This is a genomic window from Flammeovirga sp. AWQ4_249, assembly GCF_056161045.1.
Genome location: NZ_JBSWYJ010000002.1, coordinates 252,316 through 275,518, shown reverse-complemented (window position 1 = coordinate 275,518; position 23,203 = coordinate 252,316). Strand labels below are relative to the sequence as shown.

The 23,203-nt window shown below is 32.0% G+C and carries 19 protein-coding genes; 9 read left to right on the top strand and 10 right to left on the bottom strand.

What is annotated here, in order from left to right:
• Positions 1–127: 127 nt before the first annotated feature.
• Positions 128–2,491, top strand: a complete 2,364-nt coding sequence (locus ACXAHM_RS03075) for a TonB-dependent receptor (RefSeq protein WP_474958926.1) — start codon at positions 128–130, stop codon at positions 2,489–2,491.
• Positions 2,492–2,499: 8 nt separating this feature from the next.
• Here the strand turns inward: ACXAHM_RS03075 and ACXAHM_RS03070 are convergent, their stop codons facing one another.
• Positions 2,500–3,453, bottom strand: coding sequence for a helix-turn-helix transcriptional regulator (locus ACXAHM_RS03070; protein WP_474958925.1), 954 nt, complete (start codon positions 3,451–3,453; stop codon positions 2,500–2,502).
• 175 nt (positions 3,454–3,628) lie between these two features.
• Here ACXAHM_RS03070 and ACXAHM_RS03065 point away from each other — a divergent pair, with 175 nt between their 5' ends.
• A complete protein-coding gene (locus ACXAHM_RS03065; RefSeq protein ID WP_474958924.1) occupies positions 3,629–4,990 on the top strand; it encodes an FUSC family protein in 1,362 nt (453 codons plus the stop codon).
• Positions 4,991–5,082: 92 nt separating this feature from the next.
• Here the strand turns inward: ACXAHM_RS03065 and ACXAHM_RS03060 are convergent, their stop codons facing one another.
• Both ACXAHM_RS03060 and ACXAHM_RS03055 read right to left on the bottom strand, forming a co-directional pair.
• On the bottom strand, positions 5,083–6,960 hold the full coding sequence (locus tag ACXAHM_RS03060; protein ID WP_474958923.1) for a glycoside hydrolase family 13 protein: 1,878 nt from the start codon (positions 6,958–6,960) through the stop codon (positions 5,083–5,085).
• 62 nt (positions 6,961–7,022) lie between these two features.
• Positions 7,023–9,317 (bottom strand): amylo-alpha-1,6-glucosidase, encoded by a 2,295-nt coding sequence (locus ACXAHM_RS03055; RefSeq protein WP_474958922.1) that lies wholly within the window; start codon positions 9,315–9,317, stop codon positions 7,023–7,025.
• A 199-nt stretch (positions 9,318–9,516) separates the two neighbouring features.
• On the opposite strand from ACXAHM_RS03055, the gene ACXAHM_RS03050 reads away from it, so the two are divergent.
• Together ACXAHM_RS03050 and ACXAHM_RS03045 are read left to right on the top strand one after the other, a co-directional pair.
• Positions 9,517–10,569, top strand: a complete 1,053-nt coding sequence (locus ACXAHM_RS03050; RefSeq protein WP_474958921.1) for a sensor histidine kinase — start codon at positions 9,517–9,519, stop codon at positions 10,567–10,569.
• Positions 10,566–11,285: a LytR/AlgR family response regulator transcription factor gene (locus ACXAHM_RS03045; RefSeq protein ID WP_474958920.1), complete on the top strand. Its 720-nt coding sequence runs from the start codon at positions 10,566–10,568 to the stop codon at positions 11,283–11,285. Before ACXAHM_RS03050 ends, ACXAHM_RS03045 begins: the two co-directional genes overlap by 4 nt.
• 118 nt (positions 11,286–11,403) lie before the next feature.
• Here ACXAHM_RS03045 and ACXAHM_RS03040 read toward each other — a convergent pair whose 3' ends face one another.
• The 4 genes from ACXAHM_RS03040 to ACXAHM_RS03025 all read right to left on the bottom strand — a co-directional run bounded on the left by ACXAHM_RS03040 (position 11,404) and on the right by ACXAHM_RS03025 (position 15,083).
• Entirely contained in the window at positions 11,404–13,131 is a 1,728-nt protein-coding gene (locus ACXAHM_RS03040) for a lysophospholipid acyltransferase family protein (RefSeq protein ID WP_474958919.1), read from the bottom strand.
• Positions 13,132–13,408: 277 nt separating this feature from the next.
• Positions 13,409–14,311, bottom strand: a complete 903-nt coding sequence (locus ACXAHM_RS03035) for a Brp/Blh family beta-carotene 15,15'-dioxygenase (protein WP_474958918.1) — start codon at positions 14,309–14,311, stop codon at positions 13,409–13,411.
• A gap of 50 nt (positions 14,312–14,361) precedes the next feature.
• A complete protein-coding gene (locus tag ACXAHM_RS03030) occupies positions 14,362–14,895 on the bottom strand; it encodes a bacteriorhodopsin (RefSeq protein ID WP_474958917.1) in 534 nt (177 codons plus the stop codon).
• Between the two features lie 32 nt (positions 14,896–14,927).
• Entirely contained in the window at positions 14,928–15,083 is a 156-nt protein-coding gene (locus tag ACXAHM_RS03025; RefSeq protein ID WP_474958916.1) for a hypothetical protein, read from the bottom strand.
• A gap of 266 nt (positions 15,084–15,349) precedes the next feature.
• Here ACXAHM_RS03025 and ACXAHM_RS03020 point away from each other — a divergent pair, with 266 nt between their 5' ends.
• The 4 genes from ACXAHM_RS03020 to ACXAHM_RS03005 are packed head-to-tail and all read left to right on the top strand — an operon-like array spanning position 15,350 to position 18,762.
• Entirely contained in the window at positions 15,350–16,372 is a 1,023-nt protein-coding gene (locus ACXAHM_RS03020) for a hypothetical protein (protein WP_474958915.1), read from the top strand.
• Positions 16,373–16,410: 38 nt separating this feature from the next.
• A complete protein-coding gene (locus ACXAHM_RS03015) occupies positions 16,411–16,803 on the top strand; it encodes a hypothetical protein (protein ID WP_474958914.1) in 393 nt (130 codons plus the stop codon).
• Positions 16,804–16,834: 31 nt separating this feature from the next.
• Positions 16,835–18,352: a CoA transferase gene (locus ACXAHM_RS03010; protein ID WP_474958913.1), complete on the top strand. Its 1,518-nt coding sequence runs from the start codon at positions 16,835–16,837 to the stop codon at positions 18,350–18,352.
• A complete protein-coding gene (locus ACXAHM_RS03005) occupies positions 18,352–18,762 on the top strand; it encodes a nuclear transport factor 2 family protein (protein ID WP_474958912.1) in 411 nt (136 codons plus the stop codon). Before ACXAHM_RS03010 ends, ACXAHM_RS03005 begins: the two co-directional genes overlap by 1 nt.
• 114 nt (positions 18,763–18,876) lie before the next feature.
• Here the strand turns inward: ACXAHM_RS03005 and uraH are convergent, their stop codons facing one another.
• Complete coding sequence (uraH, locus tag ACXAHM_RS03000) at positions 18,877–19,284, bottom strand: hydroxyisourate hydrolase (protein WP_474958911.1); 408 nt, start codon at positions 19,282–19,284, stop codon at positions 18,877–18,879.
• Positions 19,285–19,531: 247 nt separating this feature from the next.
• Here uraH and ACXAHM_RS02995 point away from each other — a divergent pair, with 247 nt between their 5' ends.
• Complete coding sequence (locus ACXAHM_RS02995) at positions 19,532–20,746, top strand: GTP-binding protein (RefSeq protein WP_474958910.1); 1,215 nt, start codon at positions 19,532–19,534, stop codon at positions 20,744–20,746.
• Between the two features lie 78 nt (positions 20,747–20,824).
• On the opposite strand, the gene ACXAHM_RS02990 is transcribed toward ACXAHM_RS02995, so the two are convergent.
• Both ACXAHM_RS02990 and ACXAHM_RS02985 read right to left on the bottom strand, forming a co-directional pair.
• The gene (locus tag ACXAHM_RS02990) at positions 20,825–22,147 is read right to left on the bottom strand and encodes a purple acid phosphatase family protein (protein WP_474958909.1); all 1,323 of its coding nucleotides are present in this window, start codon (positions 22,145–22,147) and stop codon (positions 20,825–20,827) included.
• A gap of 80 nt (positions 22,148–22,227) precedes the next feature.
• The gene (locus tag ACXAHM_RS02985; protein ID WP_474958908.1) at positions 22,228–23,178 is read right to left on the bottom strand and encodes an endonuclease/exonuclease/phosphatase family protein; all 951 of its coding nucleotides are present in this window, start codon (positions 23,176–23,178) and stop codon (positions 22,228–22,230) included.
• Positions 23,179–23,203: the final 25 nt, after the last annotated feature.

Below are 23,203 nucleotides of genomic sequence, written 5' to 3'. Positions count from 1 at the left end.
CTAGCCATTCTATTACAATGTAGAGTGGCTATTTTATTAATATAAGTTATTGATATTAAATGATTTTTGATATAACATTGTGCAATCGTACCTTGCGGCTATTACTTAAACACTCAAGATATTATCCATGCGATTCTACCTTTTATCAATCATTATAGCTTTACAAACAGCTTTTACATTTAGCGTATATGCAGAAAATATACCTTCTAAAAAAGGAACTGTAAAGGGAATTATTATAGATCAAGACCTTAATGAAGCAGTGGGGTATGCCACCGTTTCTATCATAAAAAAAACAGACAACAGTATTGCTGGCGGTGGTCTAACAGATGATAACGGAAAATTTATTATCAAAGATGTGGACTATGGAATTTATGATTTACAAGTTCAATTTGTAGGTTATACCACCAAAAATATAGAAGTCAATGTCAACAACTCAACCATCGAATTAGGTAAAATTCTAATTGCTCAGAATGTGGAACAATTGGATGAAGTGGTTGTAAAAAGCCAAAAGCTAAATATCACAAGAAGTATTGACAAGAATGTGGTCAATGTGAGTGATGCTTTAATTGCTGATGGAAATTCGGTCACTGATGTTTTACAAACGGTACCTGAAGTGGGCATTGGAACAAACGGACAAATCAGTCTTAGAGGGGAAAGTAATGTTAGAATACTAATTGATGGTAAACCTACACAGATCGACCCATCTCTGTTATTCCAATCTTTACCTGCCAGCTCAATTGATAAAATTGAAATCATCACCAACCCTTCTGCTAAATATGATCCAGATGGATTATCAGGGATCATTAATGTCATTACAAAGAAAAATGAACTTCAAGGGTTTAATGGTAATGTTAATTTGGCGTTAGGAACAAATGAGAAATATACAGGTTATTTAGGATTGAATTATCGTTTTAATAAATTCAATATCTTCTCACAAACGACATACAGCAGTAATAAATTTGACAATCAACAGAGTCGTAAACGAACATATGATGACCCTACTATTCCGTCATTTGATCAGGAAGGAGAGTCGATTAATGATGGCATGTATGCAACTCAGAAAATAGGAACAGATTATTTCTTAGATTCTACAAATACAATTACTTTTTATTATGAAAAGTGGACCTATCAAGGTGGTACTGAGAATTATTTTAAGAATAATTATAGTCTCAATGATGTAATCACTAATACTCAGAATGAAAGAAGTGGTAATTACAATGAATCTTACGGAAATAACTTTAGCTTAAACCATCGTAAAGAGTTTAAAAAAGGGGTATTAGAGACGGATTTATTTTATGGAAATATTGACTCTGAAATGCCTAATTATTCTATTATAGATGATGCTGGTGAAACGACAACGAATAACCTTTACGATTCATATTGGCATTATTTCTCAGGAAAAATAGATTACTCTCATACCATAGATGAACATTCTTCTTACGAGGTTGGGTATAGAAATGAATATATCCATGCGGATATTGATTTGAGCAATACTTATGGAGGAAATACAGAGGCTTATAACTATAATTATTCTCAGATGATTAATGCCCTATATGGTTCGTATTCTCGAACATTTGGGAACTTTTCAATGAAGCTGGGATTAAGAGCAGAAAGTGCAAATATTAATGGTACTTTAAGGCAAGATAGCAAAGCAGATACAACATACACTATTGACTACCAAAGCTTATTTCCAACAGTTCATTTAAAACAAAAATTGAATGATTTTCAAACCATTGGTTTAAGTTATAGCCGAAGAGTAAACCGTCCAGAGATATTATATACGGTACCTATGGTGACACAATCTAATTCATCTACAGTAACCGTAGGTAATCCAGATTTACAGCCTTCATATACAAATTCAATCAGTATGGATCATAATTTCAATAAGAACAAATTAGGGTTGAATTCAAGTATTTATGTTAGACATAGTACAGACATTGTACGTACAGTATCAGAGTATGATAAAGAACAGGACGTAACAATTTATACGTATGATAATATAGGAACATCAATTACAGCAGGTGCTTCTATTTCGGCTAATTATGCTATTACAGATTGGTGGTCAGTAGATGCTAATGTTAATTTATATTACTTACAGATTCAGGATGAAAATGAAGATTTTAAAATTCCTGATGAAGCAAAACCCATTAATTGGAGTGCAAAGTTAAATACTCAATTTACCTTACCAAAAGACTTCAGTATTCAAGTGATGGGAAGATATGCAGGGCAGCAATATGATGCACAAAACATTATGCAACCTACTTACGGTTTGAATCTTGCAGTGAAAAAGTCAGTCTTAAAAAAGAAAGGAAGTGTATCGTTTAAAGTGGATGATATTATCAATTCAGGTATCACAAATACGGTATATGGAAAGGGCTTCCAAGAGGAGACTTATTTCTTGCAAGAAAGACCTATTTATAGATTCTCATTCTCGTATGCATTTGGAGGTAAATATCAAGGAAGAACAGAAAGAAAACTTTACGGTCAGTAAATAAAATATTATTTATTCTGCCTCATCGCACTCGGTGACATCCCAAAGGCAGCAATGCAACTTTTGGAGAAATGACTGATATCTGTAAAGTTATAATCATAGGCTATTTCTCCAAAAGGTGTATCTGTTTCTACAATCAACTTTCGTATCATCGCTAACCTTTCCTTTTTATAAAAATTGTAGATAGTAGTACCTACTAACTCTTTAAAAAGTAAGGTGAGTTTGTTGACATTCAAACCGTATTCCTTACTCAACTCTTTTAGTACAGGTTTCTCTTTTAAGTTCTGGGTAATATTATCTCTAATTTGATAGATAGCCTCTATATCTTTATGATGAAAAAACTTCTTGTCTTCATCATCTACCTTCAATGCTTTTAAAGAACTATGGAAAAGGATTTCTAACTCTTTAAACTTTAGTTTAATCCAATCTTCACTGTATTTATCTTCTACTTGATCTCTAACTTCTTTTCGGAATGAATTGTGCCAAGCGATAAAAGTATCGTTTCCCGTATAATAGAGATTATCTCCATAACTGTCTATTTTTTTGATCAATTCATCAGACAAACGGTCTTTATTGAAAGAAAGGGCTACTTGATAATTTTCTACATCTTCTTTCAAATTGTAAATCACATGATCACCCTTTTTTAGTATAACATACCCGTTCGGTAAACTCAACTTTAAATCTTTTTGATTCTCTTTTTTGATTACAAAATCCCTAGTGAAAAAGCGGACGATATAATCAAATTGTGTATTCTGAATGGAATCAATACTATAGTCAACTTTAGGAAGGCAACGCACTGCTAATACTCTAAAATCAGGCTTTTCATAAATAAACCAATTGGCATTATTGCTTTCAACATCTACCGAAAATTCATATTCATTGATTTTGGTCCCTTTTAAAGTTCGAATAAGGTAATCGAAGGATTTTTCGTCGGGGTTATAGCGTAATTTTTGGTCAAACATGAATTGATTTTTTATTGAGTTACTTATTAAATATAATCAATAATGCTTATTCAGATGGGTTTTTCACATTCAAAAAATAAATTTTCTACCTAAGGCTCTTTATTTTTTACAAACTACTACAAGCTTTTCATTCAGACCTTTGTTGTATCATATTTCTCAAAAAATCTATTGATCCATGAATGAACGAAAATTAAAAGAAGCTTTTAAAGTAGCATTGGCAATGGTGATTGCTTATGGTATCTCAATGCAATACAATTGGTTTGAACCTGCTTGGGCAGGGATTGGAATATCCATGGTTGCCTTGCCTAATTTAAGTATCAAACAATCCTATCGAAGAGGATTATTACGTTGGGCGGGTACAATTATAGGAGGTATAGCAGGGTTAATCATTTTAGCTTTAGCTCCTCAAAATCGATTTTTATTTATGCTGTTGATCTCTCTATGGGTTGCTGTAACTATTTATTTTATTTCAGCAGATAAGAAGCATGGATTTACTTGGAATGTCATGGGTTTTACAGCTGTAATGATTGTAATGGCTGGGGCTTCTAATTCTGAAAATGCATTTGAACATGCTATGTATAGAATTATGGAAGATGTGTTAGGAGTAGGAATATATACTTTAATTTCTTTTTTAATTTGGCCCGACTTAGATAATAAAGAGAAGAATAGTTCTACCACAAAAAGTCATAAAATCCCTTTGGATAGAGACTATTTACAGGTGGCTCTTTTTGGGTTTGTAGCTACACTTGGTGGATTCTTAATTTGGCTATTTATTAATCCTCCAGGCCATAGCTCTTGGTACTTATATCCCGCTATTTTTGCCATGGCATTAAGTGGAACACCTCAACTGAAAAGTAAGTCTTTGCTGAAATATATTTTTGTCATTAATGCGACAAACTTCTTTATTTATACATTGTTATTGCCATCACTTTCTAGCTTTTATACCTTAGGGATTTTCCTCTTTGTATATGTATTTATTTCTCATTACTTGTATGCAGGGTTTGCCTATGTATTTGCTTCTTTTGCTTTACTTCAATTAGGCATTACAAATACTCAACCTGCCTATAATTTTGAAGCATTTATCAACACCGAACTATTTATGTTTTTTGCTGTATTTTGGATGATTGTCGTTTCTCATATTTTAAGGTCATCCAGACCTGAGAAAGAAGTGATAGCAAAAGTACATCAGATAATGAAAAGTGGAGCTTACTTAATAGCCAAAAACAATGAAGAAGTAAAGTCTTATCAAATTTTTCAAAAGGTTGGTTTATTCTTAGCTAGGCGAGATGTGGAGGTTTTACCTGATAGGTTGATACAATGGATTAATGCAATTGATTTTGATCTTTTTACAGGAGTTGATAAGAATTCTTTACTCAAATTAAGTGAGACCTTAAAAGTTTATGCTCATCATATGATTGATGATTCTAGTATAATCACCGATAAATTTGAGATGGAAAATGATCGTATTTATCAACAAATCAAAGATGAATATGATCAGGTGAATTGGAGTGAATTAAAAGAGGAACGATTTCAGTAAAAAGGCTATAGTTCTCATGGTTATGCTGATAAAAAATAAGAGTCGTATAATCTAATATACGACTCTTATTCATGCTTAATTACTTCTATTTGTTATTGCACTTCTAACATTAAAGCAGAAGTTCCATCAATTGTAATTACACCTGAAGAAAGATCAATTTCTTCTCCCGTTAAAATATTCTTCGCTGAAGTTGCTCCTTTAATCATTTCAAAGAAACGATCTAATTTCACTTCAGTTTTTTCTGTATTCTTATTGAAAATAGACATTACTTTTTTGTCATCATCATATCTGAACATCACATAAGTTTCATCTTGAGGATAGTAATGAACTAATTTGCCATTTTGTAATGCTGGAGTATTTTTTCTGTAGTGCGTAAGTGTTTTGATAAATTTCAATGCATCTTTTTGTTGATCATTAAGACCTTCACCTTTGAATACATTTACTTCATCACCTTCCCATCCACCTGGCATATCAATTCTTAATCCGCCGTGGTCGCCAGGGTTTTCAGGGTATGACATTGTAATCTCTGTACCATAATATACTTGAGGAATACCTCTTAATGTATATAAGTAAACCATCGCCATTTTATATAGATCGTAGTTTTGATTTACTTGGTCGTAAATACGAGCCATATCATGGTTGTCCATGAATGTTACTAAATTAAATGCATCTGTATATAAGAAATCATTCGCTAGCATTTCATAAGCAGCTCCGAAACTATCTTTCCATTGCTCTTCAGGAGTTATAGTTAATGATTTTACGAAAGCTTCTTGGTTAGGGAAGTCCATCATTGACGGCATGTAGCACTTATAACCATCTTTGTTATTTTGACCAACTTGCCATCTTGCTACAATCGCTGGGTTTACTGTCCACTCTTCACCTACAATATTGAAGTTTGGATATTCTTCCATGATGCTTCTAGACCAATCACTCATAAAATCAGCATCAGGATATGAGAATGTATCTTGACGAATTCCTTGTAAACCTGCATACTCAATCCACCAAATAGAATTTTGAATTAAATACTTCGCCAACAAAGGATTTGATTGGTTTAAGTCAGGCATTCTATATACGAACCATCCATCACTGAATGCTTTTTTCTCAGACTCTGTAGAGTAAGGATCCGCTAAAGAGAATCTGTTGTGGTTTGTATATGGCTTTTCTTCTTTGTCTGCATGATGATACCAATCTGCTGTTGGTAAATCTTCTGACCACCAATGGTATAAACCTGCATGATTCTCTACTTGGTCCATAATGATCTTGAGACCTCTTTTGTTGGCTTCTTCAACTAACCTTAAGTAGTCTTCATTTGTACCGTATCTAGCATCAACTTTATAGTAGTCAGTGATCGCATAACCATGGTAAGAATATTCTTTTTGATTACTTTCTAAAACGGGACAAATCCAAACTGATGTGAAACCTAAATCTTGGATATAATCTAAGTTGTCTATAATACCTTGTAAATCACCTCCATGACGTTTTCCATTATCAGAACGGTCAGTATCTTCATACATACCTTCAATATGATCATTTTCAGGGATGCTATTTGCAAAACGATCAGGTGAAATCAAATACATGATATCTTTATTAGAGAAACCTTCTCTTTGTGCTGAATTCTCTTTTCTAGCTTTTAATTCATAATCGTAAGTAAAAACTACTTTTCCTTTTCTTTTGAATTCGATAGGGAATTTACCTGCTTCTACCTCTTTATCTAACGTAAGGTTTAAAAACAGATAATTAGGATTTTCAACACGGATAATTTGTTCTATTGTCACCCCTTCATAAGAAAGAGATGGCGTAAGATCTGTAATATTTTCACCATGTACTAAAACTTGAAGCTCTGGATTAACCATGCCAGCCCACCAAAATGCAGGTTCAACACGATCGATTAAAACTTTTCCTTTAGCATGGGTAAATTGAAGCATTGAAATACACATTAAGAGTGTAAGTACTATATTTTTCTTGTTCATATTAAAATAATTTTAATTTCTATATAAATAATGTATTACCTTTTTTAAGGGGTGTTTTGATGTTAAATTCCACGATCACCGCTAAATGTTTTCTTCATCACAGGATGATTCTCTAACGGTAAAGGAGTACAGAAATGAATGTCTTTAAAAAGTGCATCTGATTGCTGTTGGATGGCTACTTTATTATTATCAATTCCTACATTTCCTGTTTTATCATTCAGTTGGTAACTGAGTTTATTTCCCTCATCTTTTAAAACTAATATGTCTCCTTTTTCAATATTTAAGTTGAGGTCTTGGAATTCGTTAATACGGATAATTACATCTCCTGAAATATTATTAAAGGTGTAATTGTATTCCTTTTCTTTTTCAAGAAAAACACCATCTATAAAGCCATCACCTACGAAAACTTTATACTCTAAATCGCCAACTTCTTGAGGTATATGTGGTGTGATCGTTATCTTTTTATTAATCATATCAGGTTGAATACCTAAAAAGGATTGATACCAAACTCTTAGTTGTTCAGCATTAGACCAAGCCTGTAAATAGGTACCTGTTAGCTTAGGCCAATTTTGACCTTTTCTAGGATAGCAATCCATATTTTCGCCCAATCCACCAACTACACCCATAGTCATGGCTTGGTGATTCATATTTTTGAATAATTGATATGCCACATCTTTTTGACCAGCCTCTATCATTCTTTGCATTGCTATACCATTAAGCCAAAGCCAAATTGTTCCGTTATGGTAACCTTCATCTTTATGGTAGTTCTCCCAACTGTGATGGAAAGGGTGAAAATTAGGATCATGACGATCTAAAGAAGAAACTCCCCATGGGTAGACTAACTCTTCCCAACATACTTTGGTGGCATTTAATTTTAAAGATTCATCATTTACTAAATCATAACTAAATAATTGATTAGGTCTGATTTTGTAATCAGCTTGATTCTTCTGATCTAAACGGTCAGCAATATAATTGTGCTTAGTATCAATGAAATCTTGATTGAAATTTTTATGAACATTTGCCGCAATTTTTTTCCATTTATCTTCACTTTCTTGATCTCCAATTACCTGAGCAAAGTAGATTCCTGAAGAAAGCTGTTTGTACCATAATGCTTGAATATCATTGGCTCTAGAACCTCTTGGCGAATAAGAAAGTTTGTCATAATTTCTTTTTGCATCCATCCAAGTTTCATGATCATCATGTAACAGATATCCTTTTTCATCAGTCCAATTTTCTATTGCTCCATCAATACTTCTTTTCACAACAGGGTATAATTCATTAATGAGAGATTTATCTCCTGAGTAGCGAACAAAATCATATAATTCTCCAATGAAACGAGGTGTACCGTCTGTGGTATGATAATCAATACTGCTTGGGTTAACAATGTTAGGAACCCTTCCGAAGAATTTCGAATTAGGGTCTTTTTGTTGATATTCAGAAAAAGACTTAAGTATATTTTTAGCCCAATCAAACTGACCTGTCACTAAAACAGCACCTGGCATTGAAATAAATTCATCTCTACCCCAGTACTCATTAAACCAAGGTAAGCCTGCATAAATACCATATCCCTGTTGCTCTGAAACTAGCTGATCCATTGTTATCACCATCCAATTCATAGCATTATTAAAATCCTTATTAGATGATTGAAGGAATGCATTTTCGGTCAATAGTTTTTCCATTCTAGAAATTCTATTCTTTTTCCATTGTTCACCATGTTGAACAGCATCGGTTAGTAGTTTTGTAGCCTCCGTTTTTGAATCACCAACCGCAATAAAAAATCCATCATTATCTTTCGACAAGATCATTTTGCCTTTGACATCCAAGTTGGATTTATTCTTATCCATAACAGCAATTACTTTCTCACCTTCCATAGAAGTATAGTAGGCAATTTGATTCGTATTGCTTTCCAGTAGAGTGATATCACCTTTTAACTCAAGACCGATGGAAGTATTTGCATTTTGCACATCAACTTCAAGTAGATTGACAAAATCATGCATCCAAAAAGTCTCTTGAATACCATTTGAATAAGCACGTATCATTTTATAAGGAAAAACATCAACGTTACTATTTTTGATATCAATTTTTTGATCTCCTTCTAGTAATTGGTATCCATGAAATATTCGTTTCTGAGCGATATTCATACCTGCAAAAAACGTAAACTCTTCATGGTTATTATCATGTGATTGAGTGTAGAAATAAGCAGATTTCTTATTGCAAAATGAAATTTCCCTATTTTCATTTTCTGTAACCTGCACCTTCATATCATCTAATAATGAACTTTTAGGCTCATTATATTCAGTCTGCTGAGTGCAACTTGTGAAGAAAATAATTATGGATAAATAGAAGATATTTTTCATACTTTTTGTGATTTGATTTATCACAAAAAGACGACGTATTCATTATAAAAGCAAAAGTTTTGGACAAAGGTCGATTCTATAAGGATGAAGGTTCATAAAATGAATTTGGTCCTTACAGACCTTTCCTTTATCCATAAAAATTGTCTTTAGGAAATTAAATTAATATCATAGTAATTGGGATCATAAACGAATGAAAATAATGAAGATAACGTCACAAGATAAATTTCAATTTTTGAACAATAGTATATTGCAACACTGCTTCTATTGGGTGGTCTATATTCTTTTTTTCTCTTTGGCTTTTGGTGCTTCCAATGAAAATGTTTCCAATACATTTTTAGTCCAACTGATTTATCTTCCTCCTAAAATTTTATTGGTTTATTTTTTTATTGATTACCTATTTCCTAAATATTTATACACTTCAAAATTTCTCACTTTTTCATTATGGGCAAGTGTAGCGTTAGTAATAACAGCAATCATTCATCGCTACACGGATAATTATTATGTATTGGATAACTACTTACCCTTCTTCCAAAAATATCCAATATTTGATGTTACTCAAATTGTAAGTAATCTGGTGGGTTTGGGGTCTGTCTTAGCAATACCTTGTACTATAAGGATAATGCAATATTTATCACAGGTACAACAGCGAGAACAATTATTAGCGAAAGAGAAAGCAGAGGCCGAGTTACTCTTTTTGAAAAATCAAATTAACCCTCATTTCTTATTCAATACACTGAATAGCTTGTATGCTATGATATTAAAAAAATCAGATCAATCGCTTTCTATGGTCTTAAAGCTATCGGAACTATTAAGGTATTTATTGTATGAAAGTAATGCTATGACTGTTCCGCTTCGGAAAGAAATAAAATGTATTCAAAATTTTATAGAATTAGAAAAAATCAGATATGGCAAAAGGGTAGAAGTGAGTACTTTGCTTCCTGAAGAAAATATAGACTTTTTGATTGCTCCCAATCTTCTACTGCCTTTTATAGAGAATAGTTTTAAGCATAGCACAAAAGAAATAAATGAAACAGCATGGATTAGTATTTCTTTAAAAATTAATGAGAATAAGTTGACTTTTTTTGTGGAAAATAATATCCCTAAAAACACAGAAAAATATGCTAAAGAAGTAGGTGGAATAGGTTTAGAGAATGTGAAAAAAAGACTTGAATTATTATATTCACAAAACTTCCAACTTGATATTGTAAATGATCAAGAAACATTTTCTGTTCAACTAGAAATTATATTATGAAAGAAATAAAATGCCTTATTGTTGATGATGAACCTTTAGCCATTGACATCATAGAAAGTTATATCGATCGATTAGATTTTATGAAAGTAATAGGGAAGTGTTCAAATGGTGTAGAAGCACTTTCATTTCTTACAAATAACGAGGAGGTAGACCTGATCTTTTTAGATATTCAAATGCCTGGCTTAAACGGATTACAATTGTTTCGAAGCTTGAAAAACCCTCCTAAAGTAGTATTTACAACCGCCTATGAAGAATTTGCTGTTGAAGGTTTTGAATTGGAAGCATTAGACTACCTGATTAAGCCCATCCCTTTTGACCGTTTCATGGTTTCTGTCAATAGATTTCTGAAGAAACAAGAAAAGACAATAGTTACAAAAGAACCGAATAATCTACCCGAATTTATCTTTGTAAAGTCGGATAAAAAGATGGTGAAAGTAATTATTTCTGAAATTACATACCTTGAAAGTTTAAGAAATTACGTCATCATACATACTACAAAAGGAGAAGAAATAGCTACTCTAAATACTATCGGTAATATTGAAACCAAACTACCTGAAAGTAAATTTATCCGTTTTCATCGCTCTTACATTATCGCCCTAAACTATATAGATAGCTATTCCAATGCATTTATTACAATAGATAACAAAGATCTTCCTATTGGTCGAAATTATAAAGAGGAGGTTTTGAATTTCTTGAATAATCATCTTATTGACTAATTAAAGTATTCATCCTATCTATACATGTGATAGAGGGAAATTAATACCAAGAATAAAGATATTTCAATAAAGATCATACAGCCTTTTATTAGGCTGTATAATTTTAATTTGGTATTACTTAAGAAAATTTTGTAATCACAGTATCAGGTATATTCTTTAAATCTACCATAATAAGTCCATCAAGACAATTATTAAAATTAGGATCTATATTATACCCAATCATCTTACCATTCAATTTAATATATTGACGGATAAGCACGGGCATTTTAAATTTTTTTGAATCAATATCCATTAATAGTTTGTCAAATTCATTAATATCGAAATTTTCTTTGTTTATGATGTTTTCTATGTAGTGTTCGATGTTAGAAGTTATTCGATATTTTTTTCTAGGTTTAACTAAGCGAGATAAATCTTCATCAAAGAAATATTTAAAAGAGTAATAAATAATAGCATCTTTAGAAACATCTGAATAGTCATTACTGATACTAACAGGTCCAAACATATATCTATATTGAGGATTTCTTTTTAAGAAAATATGAATGCCTTTCCATAAAAAAAATAAAGGAAAAGCTTCTTTTTGCTTTTCTTCAATCACAAAAGATCTTCCTAATTCAATACTCTGTTTTAATAAAGGCTTTAACTCCTTTTTAAATTTAAAGAGAGTATTAGTATAGAATCCAGATTTACCTACATGATTAATAATTTCATTACCTTTTCCAACACGATATGCTCCTATTACCATTTCAAGATCTCTGTCCCAAATAAATAAGTGATGATAATATTCATCAAATTTATCTAAATCGATCATTCTATTAGTACCTTCTCCTACTGCTCGAAATGTTTTTTCTCTTAGTCTACCTATCTCTAATAATAAATAAGGGATATTTTCAGGAGGGGTAATAAAAATATCATATTTATTTTTGGAGAATAACAGATTAGACTCATCAAGTTCCTCTATCTCATTTTTGAGTATTTCTTTTGGAATTACTGGAAAAATAGTTTCAGGAGTTTCCTTTCTCTTTTTATTTGGTTTTAGAAATTTTGGTCTTTTTAATCCCTCACCAAGCATATAAGTTTTATTTCTCAAAAAATCACCTAGATCAGTGATTGTTTCATATTTTTGATACTCTTTAGGTGTTACAGGCTGTCCTATTCTTATCTTAATAATGTTGCCTTTTTTCTTTAAGAATTCATTAGGTAATTGAAAAGTTCGAAGTAAAGGGTGTAATTTTCCTAAAAGATGAAAAAACCAGCTATTAGCACCATGAAAATAAATTGGAATAACAGGTACATTTGCCATTTTAATTAAGCGTAGTGATGATTTCGACCATGGCTTATCTTCAATTCTTTTGTTCGAATTATAGAAAGTGGATACCTCTCCAGCTGGAAATAAACCTATAGCATCTCCTTTATCTAATCTTTCCAATACTTTAGTAGTAGCATTCATTGATTTTTTACTGATGGGATCAACACCAATAAAAGAGTTTCTAAAAGGTTTTAAAATTTCTAAATAATGATTAGCAGTTACTTTGAAATCTGGACGTATTTTTTTTACTAAATGAAGAAGAAGTAAGCCATCAAGTAAGCCATAAGGGTGATTTGAAATACTTATAAAAGCACCTTTAAGAGGGATTTTTTTTAAATCTTCATCACTTATTTCAAAAGATATATTTAGTGATTTTAAACCTTCCTCAATAAGTTCCATTCCTTCATAATTGGAAATTTTTTTGTATATCCTATTTAATTCTGAAAGCCCTAAGGCTTTCATGACTAACTCAGTTATCATTTGGTTAGTCCCTAATTCTTGCATTACCTTATTTGTAGGTATAATTTCAGTTTCTACCATTTTTTTTTTTTCAAAGTTAGTCTTCTAATGTTATCTCATTTTTATAAAAAAATAAAATCATTTTTAAACATAAATGAACATTGGGTTACTTCTGCAATAATGTATTCACCTTTAGTTTAACATTAGTTATTAGTACTCAACAGTATTTACTAGTTATGTTCTTTGGAACGGGAATGCTTAATAGAATTCTTATTTTTTTAAAAGGGAATTAAAGTTAAATAATACATAACTTTTGAGAGGTAAAATAAAATACTTGAAAATTCAGGGATAAAAAAAACTATTCTTTTAGAGTCGTTGAATTTTTGTAGAATTGATCAAAAAGGATCGTATGAGGTAAAGTTATGATTGATATAATAATAAAAAAGTATATAATTATTTCCACCCAATTGTTAGGCTGAATCCAATATAAAAGGAATAATAACCCTATGATGGCAATTATGCTAAAGGCTGAAAGGTCAATAATAAATTTTTTAATAGAATACTTTTTCTTTTTCAATTTCATCCAATCAAACTGATGCTTTAAGGTATTTAGGGAATGAAATAAGACAAAATATAATGTAAAGGCCACAAGAAAGGGTAAAACCGAATAAATACTGCAGATTAAAAAAATGAAGCCAATTAGGTAAGATGCCTCTTTTAAGTGGATTACTTTTTTGTGTAAGAGTAAAAGTAAATGCAACAATGCCATAAGAACAATACTCAAAACCAAAAGATTTTTGAAACTATCTGAAAGAATAATTTTTTGGCCCGTGACAATGAATAAAGTTGCTTTTACCTCTTCAAATGATAAAAGCAATGGTAGGAAAAGAATAATAAATCCCCATACCATAGATTCGATAGGTGTTTTGACTTTGATATTTCTGTTTTCCAAGAGTTCTTGTCCAAAGTGATACGCACTCATGATTAGAAAAAAAAGCATTGCTTTAAAGGGAGCAACCATCCACCAAATAATATATCCTATTGCAATCATCACGTAGGTGAAAACGTATTTTTTTATAGAAATGGTAACGTTTAATGTTGAATGAATTTTGTGGTCGATAGCCCCATGTGGAATACCAAATAGTATAATACAGAGTAAACAGATAATATTACAATAATGAATATTAGGTTGAAAAACATTCATCACAATACAAACGAAAAGGATAAATGAAAATTTAGCTATCGAGTATTTTTTTTTCATTGATTTAAGGTAAAAAGAGGAGGTTTTAATTTCCTCCTCTTGATTAGTTGTTAAGCATTTGCTGTTTTATTTTTACTATTTATAGCTAAACTGTATATCACTAAACCAAAGCCTATTTTATTAATGGCATCACCTATATTATAAATGATATCCATTGATTCTAAGGGTAATATTCCACTTAATAAGCCTCCAGGAATTGCCATATATCCGATTGGATAGATTGCCCATCCCACAAAAATAAACCAAGTTAAGGTGTTGAAAGCTTTCTGTAATATAGGGTCGTTTGATTTTCTAGCTAATGCTTTGGCAGAACCAAACCATACCTCATAAAAAATGCCTACATACCCTAAGGTTGAAATTGCACCCCATATTGCACTTGAATCACGGTACACTGTTTCTCCAAGATATCCGGTGACCAGCATCCAAACAGAATAAGCAATCATTTTCCAGAGTAAACCTATTTTTGCTCCAAATGATTTAAGAATAAGATAAAACTCCACACACATCAGAGGTACCGTTAATATCCAATCAATATATCTAAACTCTGTTGGTGAAGTACCATTGGCAACCCAATAATCTCTCATGTAATAATAATGGACTGCGGCGATAAACGTTATCAACCCGAAACAAGTAATGATGTTTTCCACTTGCCTTCTACATTATTCATTTCTAAAAAGAAGAAAACAGTAGAAGCTAACATTGCCATACTTCCTATAAAGAAAGTGAAACCTACGTAGTCTCCAGGTTGTAAAGTTGCTAATAAAGTATTCATAATGTACAATTTATATTACTGAAGTTAGTATGCATTTATAACTGTAAAATTCTTATTTCGTTTAACTTAATATATTTCTTAGTTAAACAAAACATATGATTTATGTAGAAAAGTACAATTTATTTTTTTGAGTGTATTTAATTCTATTGCTTTCAAAATCTTAATTTTTTACAAATTGAAATTTATTTTTTACAAACACTTACCTCTGCTTTTTAAAGACCTTTGTGGCACATAATTACTCAGAAACACAAAACACAAAACACAAAATGAAAAATCTATTCATCTCAGTAATGCTGCTCATCGGCTTAATTAGTAATACTTATGGTCAAAATGTATTTGTTGGATCTAAACATACAACTATAGATAGTTTGGAATACATATTTCCTGCAATGGCACAAAAAATTAAAAGAGCAGGTCATCAAGTACCAATGCCTACAGGGTTTATGTTTAATTATGTATCACAAAAATCGAGTGTGATATTAGATAATTTCCAAATGGGTTTAGATCCTAATAATATGATTCCTGTTGATGTTGTAAAATTTTCACCTGCTGTATCAGAAACGATGGCCTATAATGTAAGATTAGACTTATGGGTATTACCATTTTTGAATGTGTATGGTAACTATGCTTATTCAACTTCAGCAAGTACAATACAGATTGAAGACCCCTTAAATTTCCCTGTAAATACCACTCCTGAAACACATAGTTATGGTTTTGGGTTTACAACAGCTTACGGTTGGAACAATTGGTTTTTAGCAGCAAATTTCAACTTCACATGGTCAGAAAGCCAAGCTTTAGTAAATAATACGACTTCTGAAATTATCTCAGTCCGTTTTGGTCGTAATGTAAAAGTTGGTAAGCATGGACATCTTGCTCCTTCCATTGGTGTTCAATTCCAAAACATGACACCTTATTCGTTAGGCACAATCAAAACAGCAAACATCGCTAAGTTTTTGGACAATGATGCAGTGAACTCTGCCAAAGATAATTTACATCAACATTATGATGATTGGTTAAATCAGCTTCCTTATGGGCAACAGAAAATTGTAAATGAAATCATGGGAAATGTGCAATCAAAAGTAGAAGGTATTGAGGTACCAGAAAAGATTTATTACTCTTTTGATAAGTACAAGCAAAGTAAGTTTGCGGGTATCGTAGGTATCTCATATTTCTATAAAAATAAACACATGTTTAGAGTAGAAACAGCCTATGGAAAGGGGTATTATAACCTTATGTTCTCTTACAATTATCGTTTTGGATTAATGAAAAAAAAACAAAGAGGGCTTTAAGGAATAATTAGGTAGCCAATAATATAAATAACAATAAAATGAAATTAAAAGAAATTACTACTCCTCAATGGATGTTAGATCTATTTAAAGCTATAGATCAGTTGGATTTTTCAGAAGATAAAGGTTTTAAAATCTTTGACAGTGATGTAGAAATGCATTTTGCGAATGATCAGGTGAAAGGACTTGAAAATGTAAAAAGTTATTTCAAAAAAATAGATGAGCCCTTTATTACAAAGCATTATGTCGATCAAGTTTTTAACCTCGGAAAGGTGTACATCATGATAGGATCAGCGGTTTTAACTTCTAAAAATGATACGAACAACAAACCTATAGAAGTTACTCCTTTACTGAACATTCTTTGGCTCAATGACCATGGGAAATTAGAGAGATACACAGTAGATGTTTCTCCATCATTAATCAAAAATATATAATTCAAATCAATCATATTTAATCTATTCAAAAATGAAAAACAATCAAAAAAACATTATCGATTTAATTAGTGACGCATTACAAATACAACCTAATTATGATCAAATTGAAATTATCCAATCTCGTACATTTTTAAGAGAAAAATTAAGTGTTACAGATTTTACAACAGCTGTGATTTCAGCATTAGGTGTGACGATTGATAAACTTGCACAATTGAGAGGGATGTCTCCTCAAAAAATTACTGTAGATAGAAGATTAGCGGCATTAAGTATTAATGGAGGACTTTATAATTACATTAATGGAAATTTAGTGCAAGGTGGAGAAATCGAAGTACCAGTAAATGGTTTCTTTCAAGATAAAAATGGTAAGTGGATGTGTTTAAATGGTGCTTATCCTCATCTTCGAGATGGTATTTTGAAGTACTTTAATGTTCCTCATGATCAAGAAGCATTGATTGAAGCCATTTCAAAACATGATATTTCTCAAATCGAAAAAGACTTTGAAGAAAAAGGTTTGTGTATGGCACCAATGATGACTAAAGAAGAATGGTCTGCTCATCCACAAGGTCAAGAGATGGAGAAGCATCCAATTATCATGATGGATAAAAAAGGAGAAGGTCAAAAAGGAATTCTTCCAGAAATGAAATACAGACCATTAGAAGGAGTAAAGGTAATTGATGTTACTCATGTGGTGGCCGGACCTTGGTCGACAAGAGTATTAGCAGATCATGGAGCGGATGTGATTTCTGTGAGAAATGGCAGCTTTCCTTTCTTATATCCAGCAATTTTTGATGAAAGCTGGGGCAAAAAGCAAGTCTTCTTAAACTTTGCTATTCAAAAAGAGAAAGAACGTTTTATTGAATTAATTAAAACAGCTGATGTCTTAGTTTGGGGTTACGGACCGGGTTCGTTAGATCGTTTAGGGTTGTCAGTTGAAGCGTTGAAAGAGATTAACCCAAATCTGATTTTGACAAATATTTCAGCGTATGGTCCTACAGGTCCTTGGAGAAATAGAAAAGGATGGGAGCAACTTTCACAGACACATTCAGGAATGGTGGAAGTAGCTTCAGAAGGAAGAGATCAAAAACATTTGGTAGGAGCTTTACCTTTAGATTATAATACTGGAAACCTGGCAGCAATCGGAACAATAGGTGCATTAATTCAGCGTCAAATTCATGGTGGTTTTTATGAAGTAAATGCAATGTTGGCAAAAACAGCCATGGAAATCACTAAGTTATCTTTTGAAGAAGAAGAGGTTTTAGGTGTTTCAATGGATGATATGAAAAAGTATTTGATCGATCAGAAAATAGACGATAGAACAATTTTCACAAGATTACAATCTCCACTTTCATTAGAAAAGACACCTTCTTTTTGTGCTTTTGGACCTTCTATAAACGGTACGGATGATGCATGGGAAGTTGAATGGGCAAAGGAAGTTGTAGAAACTAAACCGTCACATTATCCTTCCTTAATTGTAGACCGAGGATTATCCCCATTTGTTTTATTAGGCTATGGCCATGAAGATATTATGTTAAGACCTGAAACTGTATAATGATGTCAATTTTAAAGAAAGTAGAAACTTTACCTGATTGGGTAAAAGAATTATTCACAGCAATAGATCATAAAGAATTTGAAAAATTACCTCACTATTTTTCTTCAGAATTTGTTTTACACTTTTCTCATTACACCCTAAAAGGAGTAGAAAAAGCCATCCATTTTGTGGGAACTTTTGATAAAGGTTTACCAAGTTATGAACACAATATGGAAGAGGTTTGGGTATCAGATGAGCTGATCATGTTTGGCGGAACATTAAAAGTGACTTTAGAAGATGGAACTTCTATCAGTACCCCATTTTGGAATCGATTTTATATCGAAGAAGGTAAGGAACAGTTCAAGGAGGCATACGCGATGTTTAGTATTGCCGCTTTTCCTGAACGTTTTTGGAAAGGTTTATCCCTGTAATTAGTGTATATATAAATAATGAAAACACTCTTCTACATATTAGAATGAGTGTTTTCATTTTTGAATGCCATATGAAATGATTCTCAAAATCTTTCATCATACATCATTGTTTTGTTAATTTCCTCTGTATGTTGAATAGCCGAAAGGCGATAGAGTAATTGGTACATGATAATGAGTATTTTCCCTGATTTCAAAAATGACTTCAATAAATGGGTAGAATGATTCCACATTCATTGCATCAAAATAGGGAGTTGTTTTAAAAGTCAATTTATAAATACCATTTTGATTCTTTTTTTCACTTTTCGATAAGAAATCCTTTACCCTCCCATGGTCATCTGTTTTCTTGTGATCAACCTCTTTCCATGTATTGTCTTTATTCAACTTTGAAAGTACGATTTCTACCCCTTTTGCCGGAGCACCAGTGGTGATATCTAAAATATGACTAGATAATAAGTATTGATCATTTTGGCCATAAGACAAAAAAGGTAGTAAGCTGAATAAAAGAATGATTATTTTTTTCATAAATGATGAGTTAAAAAATTAAGTAAAGATTTACAACCAAGGTAATATTAAATTGTTTCACAATCCCTATGAATTATTCATCCACTTTCTAATATTTAACTATGTTTAAGGTTTATTCAAGTTAACAAATAGTATAAGTAATCTTAAGTGATACTACCAATCTTATCATTAATTCATTATTGTGTATATGCAATAAAGTTGCATTTGCATTATATAATTGCGACATTGTCGCAATAAATTAAAAACTATGAATAATAAATTACCTGTAACCGTTTTAAGTGGGTTTCTTGGCGCTGGAAAAACAACTTTATTGAATCATATTTTACACAACAAAGAAGGTTTGAAAGTAGCCGTCATTGTAAATGATATGAGTGAGGTAAATGTTGATGCTGAATTAGTTAAATCAGAAAACACCCTTTCTCGAACAGAAGAAAAACTTGTTGAAATGAGTAATGGCTGTATCTGTTGTACACTACGTGAGGATTTAATGGTAGAGGTAGAGCGATTAGCTAAGGAAAATCGTTTTGATTATTTACTCATTGAAAGTACAGGGATTAGTGAACCTGTTCCTGTAGCTCAGACTTTTTCTTTTGTAGATGAAGAAAACGGAATTGACCTTTCAAGATTCAGTTACATTGATACAATGGTAACGGTTATAGATGCTTTTAATTTCTTCAAAGATTTTGGTAGTCCAGAAAGATTAGTAGATCGAGAATTGACTGATATTGATGGAGATTACAGAACAATAGTCAATTTACTTACCGATCAAGTTGAGTTTGCGAATGTTATTCTGTTAAATAAAACAGACTTAGTAACAGAAGAACATCTTGGTCTATTGAAAGCATCGATTCAAAAGTTAAACCCTTCTGCTAAAATAATTGAATCTACATATAGTAAAGTCGAACCATCAGAGATTTTAAATACAGGTTTATTCAATTTTGAAGAAGCAGAACAAAGTGCAGGTTGGATTGAAGAGCTTAATAAAGAAGAACATACTCCCGAAACAGAAGAGTATGGAATTTCTTCTTTTGTATTTCGTAATGAAAAACCATTTGACCCTGATCGCTTTTGGAAATATATTCAATTTATGTTCCCAACATCTATCATCCGTAGTAAAGGTTTATTTTGGATTGCTTCTCGTCCTGATCAAGCCTTGGTTTGGAGTCAAGCTGGAGGATCTTTGAAAGCAGATAGTGCAGGAGTATGGTGGAGTAGTATGCACCATGAAAAGCGAATGAATTATTTAGCTTTCATAGAAAATAAAGAAATGATAGAATCCAATTGGGATGATACATTTGGTGATCGTAAAAACGAAATAGTTTTTATTGGTCAAGACTTAGACGAAGTCCAAATTAGAAAAGATTTGGAGGAATGTTTAGCCACTGATGAAGAATTAAAAACAATGCGTTGGAAACTCGGCTATGAAGATGATTGGCCAGTGGAAGAAGCTTATTCTTTATAAAAATATAATGATTGAGAAAATAAACCACTCCGCTTTTAGTGGAGTGGTTTTTCTATTTTGAAGTGTATTGTAAACTGATTACTGAATCAATTTCTTTTTTCCAGTTTTAAAATCTTTGGTGATTTTCATATGGTCATACACTTCACCTAGTACAGTATAAGCAGTATATATTAATGTATTTTCGTCTATTGAAATGACTTGATAGAATTGTGTATTTTCTCCAGATTCATCCAATTCATATCCATCTACTTTGTATTCCTTCATCTGCTTCGTATCCAATTCATATTGTTTTGGACCACTTACTGAAGTAACATATACAGTTTGTAAGTCTTCTGTATTTTCTGTAGTTCTTACAGGAACATGACCTCTAGCATAGGTATGATCATGACCGTTCAAAACTAAATCCACATTATATTTATCCAGAAGTGGTTTCCAATGGTCTCTAGCAAATTGAAAATTACGTCCCTTGGCAGGAGCAAAAACAGAATGATGGCAAACCATAATATTCCATTTTGCCTGAGATTCCTTTAATTGTTTCTCAATATAACTTGTTTGTTCTTCCAACTTGTTAGTAGAATTAAGAACAATAATTCTTACATCTTGATAGTCGATGGTATACACTGTTTCATGTAACTCTGGACTTAATTCTTTCTCGATAGGCAATGTAAATTGAGGCTTCCATTGAATAGAAAGTTGTTTTGGTTCGCCGTCTTTTATAGGTCTAAATTCATGATTACCTACAGCAGGAATAGCAGTCCATTGACTATGAATAAAACCACCTGCTTTGTACCATTCTGCCCATTCTACATCTCTATGTGCTCTATTGATTAAATCCCCTGCATGTATTACGAAAGAAGCATTTGGTGCCGTTTGGTAAGCTTGTCGAATAACTCTAGACCAATGTTCTAACACATCATTTTGAGCATCACCGAAGTATACAAATTGAGTAGGAGAATATGATTTTTTAGCCGTTTTAAATTGAATCCACTCAGACCAATGTTCATTCCCATCACCAACTCTATACACATACAAAGTATTTGGCTTTAGGTCCGTGAACGTAGCACTATGGTAGTTGACCATTAGAGAAGCATTGCCTTTGTATTCTCCTAAATCGAAGGGTTCTGTAATTGCTTCAACATTTTCCGCTTTATCCTTAAATTTTGAATTTACGGTGGCAACAGCAATCTGAGCATATCCTTTTTTGATTGTATTGTCAGTGCGCCATGTTACGGCTCTACTTGTGGCTGGGTCACCATTAAAAGTGAGAATAATTCGGTCTGGATCTTTGCTTGGCATTTCCCAATGATGCAAACCTTTATGATGATCATGATCGTGAGAATGTTGAGCATAAACATTGAAACAGGTCAATAAAAATACCCATAAAGTAGTATAGAATTTCATGTTGTAGTTGTTTGTTTCTTCGTTTAAAATTAAAATGGATTTTTTATGTTACTAAAAAATCCATTTTAATTAATCTTTAATTATTTCAATTCAAATTGAACAATTATAGGGTTGTGATCAGAAACAAGTTCATTCTTTGTTTCTAATATATTGGTTTGAATACTTTTATCGTTTGCTAGATCAGGAGAGACTAAGATATGATCAATCTGTTCGGGTTCACCCTTATAATTATAAGTCCATCTCACATCGAAATTTTTGAAGTATTCACTTCTTCCTGTTTGAATAAGCTCTTGGTAAATATCATTAAAACCTCTGATAGTATATACCGTTGGGCTTTTCTTCTGAGAATTGAAATCCCCTGCTACTATCACATTTCTACCTTTGTTTAATTGTTTGATAATAGATCTTCTTGCGATTTGAGCTTGAGCGATTCTTTTTGCATCACTTTCAAATCCACCACGTTCACTTTTTAGGTGTAAAACGAAAATATCAACTTCTTTACTATCAATTGTTGCTGTTACTTTCAATCCTTTACTTATGCTCGTTTCATATTCATCATCACCGTCTAATTCTTCAAGATAGATTGAAGTTCCTTCAATTTGTGACCAAACCTCTTTTAGTGGATATTTTGATAAAATAGCAACATGTTGTCCTGTATATGTATCTAATGAATTACATACTTCAGAATACTTGTACTCTACATCTATCTTTGTCAATTCGGAGAGGAGGACATCGACATCTTCTCGAGTGCCTACTTCAGTTAAAGTGATGATGTCAGCATTCATTTCCTTGATAAATTGAGCAACATGAGCAGAAGCCTCTTTTAGTTTCTCTGTTCTATATTTATCATCTTCCCATTGTTTCTGATCCTTTTTGTCTGCATCTTTCATGTAGTAAGGAAAGCCAAATTTCATATGCACTTTTTTCTTATTTAGAAATTCAGCATTGAAAGTAGCGATACTTACTTTTTGTGCATGAGTAGTATTAAAAAGTAAAAAGAAGAGTATCGAAAGAGGTAAAAATTGTTTCATGGTTTATACAATTGAATGATTGATT

Coding starts and splice junctions, on each gene's coding strand:
- ACXAHM_RS03045 (WP_474958920.1), top strand. CDS start 10,566: ATGAAAGAAATAAAATGCCTTATTGTTGATGATGAACCTTTAGCCATT.
- ACXAHM_RS03060 (WP_474958923.1), bottom strand. CDS start 6,960: ATGAACAAGAAAAATATAGTACTTACACTCTTAATGTGTATTTCAATG.
- ACXAHM_RS03055 (WP_474958922.1), bottom strand. CDS start 9,317: ATGAAAAATATCTTCTATTTATCCATAATTATTTTCTTCACAAGTTGC.
- ACXAHM_RS03030 (WP_474958917.1), bottom strand. CDS start 14,895: ATGAGAGATTATTGGGTTGCCAATGGTACTTCACCAACAGAGTTTAGA.
- ACXAHM_RS03040 (WP_474958919.1), bottom strand. CDS start 13,131: ATGGTAGAAACTGAAATTATACCTACAAATAAGGTAATGCAAGAATTA.
- ACXAHM_RS03005 (WP_474958912.1), top strand. CDS start 18,352: ATGATGTCAATTTTAAAGAAAGTAGAAACTTTACCTGATTGGGTAAAA.
- ACXAHM_RS03065 (WP_474958924.1), top strand. CDS start 3,629: ATGAATGAACGAAAATTAAAAGAAGCTTTTAAAGTAGCATTGGCAATG.
- ACXAHM_RS03050 (WP_474958921.1), top strand. CDS start 9,517: ATGAAGATAACGTCACAAGATAAATTTCAATTTTTGAACAATAGTATA.
- ACXAHM_RS03025 (WP_474958916.1), bottom strand. CDS start 15,083: ATGAATACTTTATTAGCAACTTTACAACCTGGAGACTACGTAGGTTTC.
- ACXAHM_RS02995 (WP_474958910.1), top strand. CDS start 19,532: ATGAATAATAAATTACCTGTAACCGTTTTAAGTGGGTTTCTTGGCGCT.
- ACXAHM_RS03035 (WP_474958918.1), bottom strand. CDS start 14,311: ATGAAAAAAAAATACTCGATAGCTAAATTTTCATTTATCCTTTTCGTT.
- ACXAHM_RS03020 (WP_474958915.1), top strand. CDS start 15,350: ATGAAAAATCTATTCATCTCAGTAATGCTGCTCATCGGCTTAATTAGT.
- ACXAHM_RS03075 (WP_474958926.1), top strand. CDS start 128: ATGCGATTCTACCTTTTATCAATCATTATAGCTTTACAAACAGCTTTT.
- uraH (WP_474958911.1), bottom strand. CDS start 19,284: ATGAAAAAAATAATCATTCTTTTATTCAGCTTACTACCTTTTTTGTCT.
- ACXAHM_RS03015 (WP_474958914.1), top strand. CDS start 16,411: ATGAAATTAAAAGAAATTACTACTCCTCAATGGATGTTAGATCTATTT.
- ACXAHM_RS02990 (WP_474958909.1), bottom strand. CDS start 22,147: ATGAAATTCTATACTACTTTATGGGTATTTTTATTGACCTGTTTCAAT.
- ACXAHM_RS02985 (WP_474958908.1), bottom strand. CDS start 23,178: ATGAAACAATTTTTACCTCTTTCGATACTCTTCTTTTTACTTTTTAAT.
- ACXAHM_RS03010 (WP_474958913.1), top strand. CDS start 16,835: ATGAAAAACAATCAAAAAAACATTATCGATTTAATTAGTGACGCATTA.
- ACXAHM_RS03070 (WP_474958925.1), bottom strand. CDS start 3,453: ATGTTTGACCAAAAATTACGCTATAACCCCGACGAAAAATCCTTCGAT.